Genomic DNA, 3,337 nt, shown 5'->3' with positions numbered 1-3,337 from the left:
GCCTGGCGATGTCCTACTCTCACATGGGGAGACCCCACACTACCATCGGCGCTGTTGTGTTTCACTTCTGAGTTCGGCATGGAGTCAGGTGGGTCCACAACGCTATGGTCGCCAAGCAAATTTCTTAATTCGGAAAGCTGTTTCATTCTCATTCACACATTCAATGTTCTTTCATTGAGTCCACAAAACCCCTTCGGTGTTGTATGGTTAAGCCTCACGGGCAATTAGTATTGGTTAGCTCAACGCCTCGCAGCGCTTACACACCCAACCTATCAACGTTCTAGTCTCGAACAACCCTTTAGGACACTTAAAGTGCCAGGGAAGACTCATCTCAGGGCTCGCTTCGCGCTTAGATGCTTTCAGCGCTTATCAATTCCGAACTTAGCTACCGGGCAATGCCATTGGCATGACAACCCGAACACCAGCGGTTCGTCCACTCCGGTCCTCTCGTACTAGGAGCAGCCCCCTTCAATCTTCCAACGCCCACGGCAGATAGGGACCGAACTGTCTCACGACGTTCTAAACCCAGCTCGCGTACCACTTTAAATGGCGAACAGCCATACCCTTGGGACCGACTTCAGCCCCAGGATGTGATGAGCCGACATCGAGGTGCCAAACACCGCCGTCGATATGAACTCTTGGGCGGTATCAGCCTGTTATCCCCGGAGTACCTTTTATCCGTTGAGCGATGGCCCTTCCATTCAGAACCACCGGATCACTATGACCTACTTTCGTACCTGCTCGAACCGTCATTCTCGCAGTTAAGCGGGCTTATGCCATTGCACTAACCTCACGATGTCCAACCGTGATTAGCCCACCTTCGTGCTCCTCCGTTACTCTTTGGGAGGAGACCGCCCCAGTCAAACTACCCACCAGGCACTGTCCGCAACCCCGATGAGGGGCCTACGTTAGAACATCAAAACGACAAGGGTGGTATTTCAAGGTCGACTCCACGCAATCTAGCGACTGCGCTTCTAAGTCTCCCACCTATCCTACACATGTAGGTTCAATGTTCAGTGCCAAGCTGTAGTAAAGGTTCACGGGGTCTTTCCGTCTAGCCGCGGGTACACTGCATCTTCACAGCGATTTCAATTTCACTGAGTCTCGGGTGGAGACAGCGTGGCCATCATTACGCCATTCGTGCAGGTCGGAACTTACCCGACAAGGAATTTCGCTACCTTAGGACCGTTATAGTTACGGCCGCCGTTTACCGGGGCTTCGATCAAGAGCTTCGACCTAAGTCTAACCCCATCAATTAACCTTCCGGCACCGGGCAGGCGTCACACCGTATACGTCATCTTGCGATTTTGCACAGTGCTGTGTTTTTAATAAACAGTTGCAGCCACCTGGTATCTGCGACTCTCGTCAGCTCCATCCGCAAGGGACTTCACCAATAAGAGCGTACCTTCTCCCGAAGTTACGGTACCATTTTGCCTAGTTCCTTCACCCGAGTTCTCTCAAGCGCCTTGGTATTCTCTACCCGACCACCTGTGTCGGTTTGGGGTACGATTGCTTATAATCTGAAGCTTAGAGGCTTTTCCTGGAAGCAGGGCATCAATGACTTCACTGCCGTAGCAGCTCGACGTCGTGTCTCAGCCTAACAAGAAACCGGATTTACCTAGTCTCTTAGCCTACGCACTTGAACCAGGACAACCGTCGCCTGGCCCACCTAGCCTTCTCCGTCCCCCCATCGCAATTATAAGCAGTACGGGAATATTAACCCGTTTCCCATCGACTACGCTTTTCAGCCTCGCCTTAGGGGTCGACTTACCCTGCCCCGATTAACGTTGGACAGGAACCCTTGGTCTTCCGGCGGGGAGGTTTTTCACCCCCCTTATCGTTACTCATGTCAGCATTCGCACTTCTGATACCTCCAGCATGCTTTACAACACACCTTCAACGGCTTACAGAACGCTCCCCTACCCAATACAGTAAACTGTATTGCCGCAGCTTCGGTTTACTACTTAGCCCCGTTACATCTTCCGCGCAGGCCGACTCGACCAGTGAGCTATTACGCTTTCTTTAAATGATGGCTGCTTCTAAGCCAACATCCTGGCTGTCTGAGCCTTCCCACATCGTTTCCCACTTAGTAGTAATTTGGGACCTTAGCTGGCGGTCTGGGTTGTTTCCCTCTCCACGACGGACGTTAGCACCCGCCGTGTGTCTCCCGGATAGTACTTACTGGTATTCGGAGTTTGCAAAGGGTTGGTAAGTCGGGATGACCCCCTAGCCTTAACAGTGCTCTACCCCCAGTAGTATTCGTCCGAGGCGCTACCTAAATAGCTTTCGGGGAGAACCAGCTATCTCCGAGTTTGATTGGCCTTTCACCCCTAGCCACAAGTCATCCGCTAATTTTTCAACATTAGTCGGTTCGGTCCTCCAGTTGATGTTACTCAACCTTCAACCTGCCCATGGCTAGATCACCCGGTTTCGGGTCTATATCCAGAGACTAAAGCGCCCAGTTAAGACTCGGTTTCCCTACGGCTCCCCTATTCGGTTAACCTTGCCACTGAATATAAGTCGCTGACCCATTATACAAAAGGTACGCAGTCACAAGGCATTGCCTGCTCCTACTGCTTGTACGTACACGGTTTCAGGTTCTATTTCACTCCCCTCACAGGGGTTCTTTTCGCCTTTCCCTCACGGTACTGGTTCACTATCGGTCAGTCAGTAGTATTTAGCCTTGGAGGATGGTCCCCCCATGTTCAGACAGGATAACACGTGTCCCGCCTTACTCGATTTCACTTATAATGATGGAACAGTTACGGGGCTATCACCCTTTATTGCGCCACTTTCCAGAGGCTTCACCTGCATCATTAAAAGCTTAAGGGCTAGTCCAATTTCGCTCGCCGCTACTTTCGGAATCTCTGTTGATTTCTTCTCCTCGGGGTACTTAGATGTTTCAGTTCCCCCGGTTTGCCTCCTTACCCTATGTATTCAGGTAAGGATACGTGCTTATGCACGTGGGTTTCCCCATTCGGAAATCGTAGACTCAAGTGGCTGTTACTGCCTAATCTACGCTTATCGCAAGTTACTACGTCCTTCATCGCCTCTGACTGCCAAGGCATCCACCGTGTACGCTTAGTCACTTAACCATACAACCCGAAGAAGTTTCGTGTTGCAGACAAGTCACCAAGGTTGTCTCTCATTATTTGAATGAGCGAGAGACGTTTGATTTTGCCGGACTCAATTTTGAAAACTTACCTAGTAAGCTTCCCCAAGAACACTTGAATGTGTTTGGTATCAATACGTTAAACGCATTGATGTTGAGAACTTTTATTTGATAACAACAAACACGTTTGTTGTTATCAGTCAGCTTTCCAAATTGTTAAAGAGC

At 50.3% G+C, this 3,337-nt stretch carries 2 rRNA genes; both read right to left on the bottom strand.

The features are described from left to right. A 5S ribosomal RNA gene (gene rrf / locus VOR_RS0110715) occupies positions 1-116 on the bottom strand. 87 nt (positions 117-203) lie between these two features. Further along, a 23S ribosomal RNA gene (locus tag VOR_RS0110710) occupies positions 204-3,095 on the bottom strand. Positions 3,096-3,337 lie beyond the last annotated feature (242 nt).

Origin of the sequence: Vibrio ordalii ATCC 33509, from assembly GCA_000257205.1 — a bacterium.
GTDB classification, from domain to species: domain Bacteria; phylum Pseudomonadota; class Gammaproteobacteria; order Enterobacterales; family Vibrionaceae; genus Vibrio; species Vibrio ordalii.
Note: the sequence above shows the minus strand (reverse complement) of the source record. Positions and strands in the feature narration are given on the sequence as shown.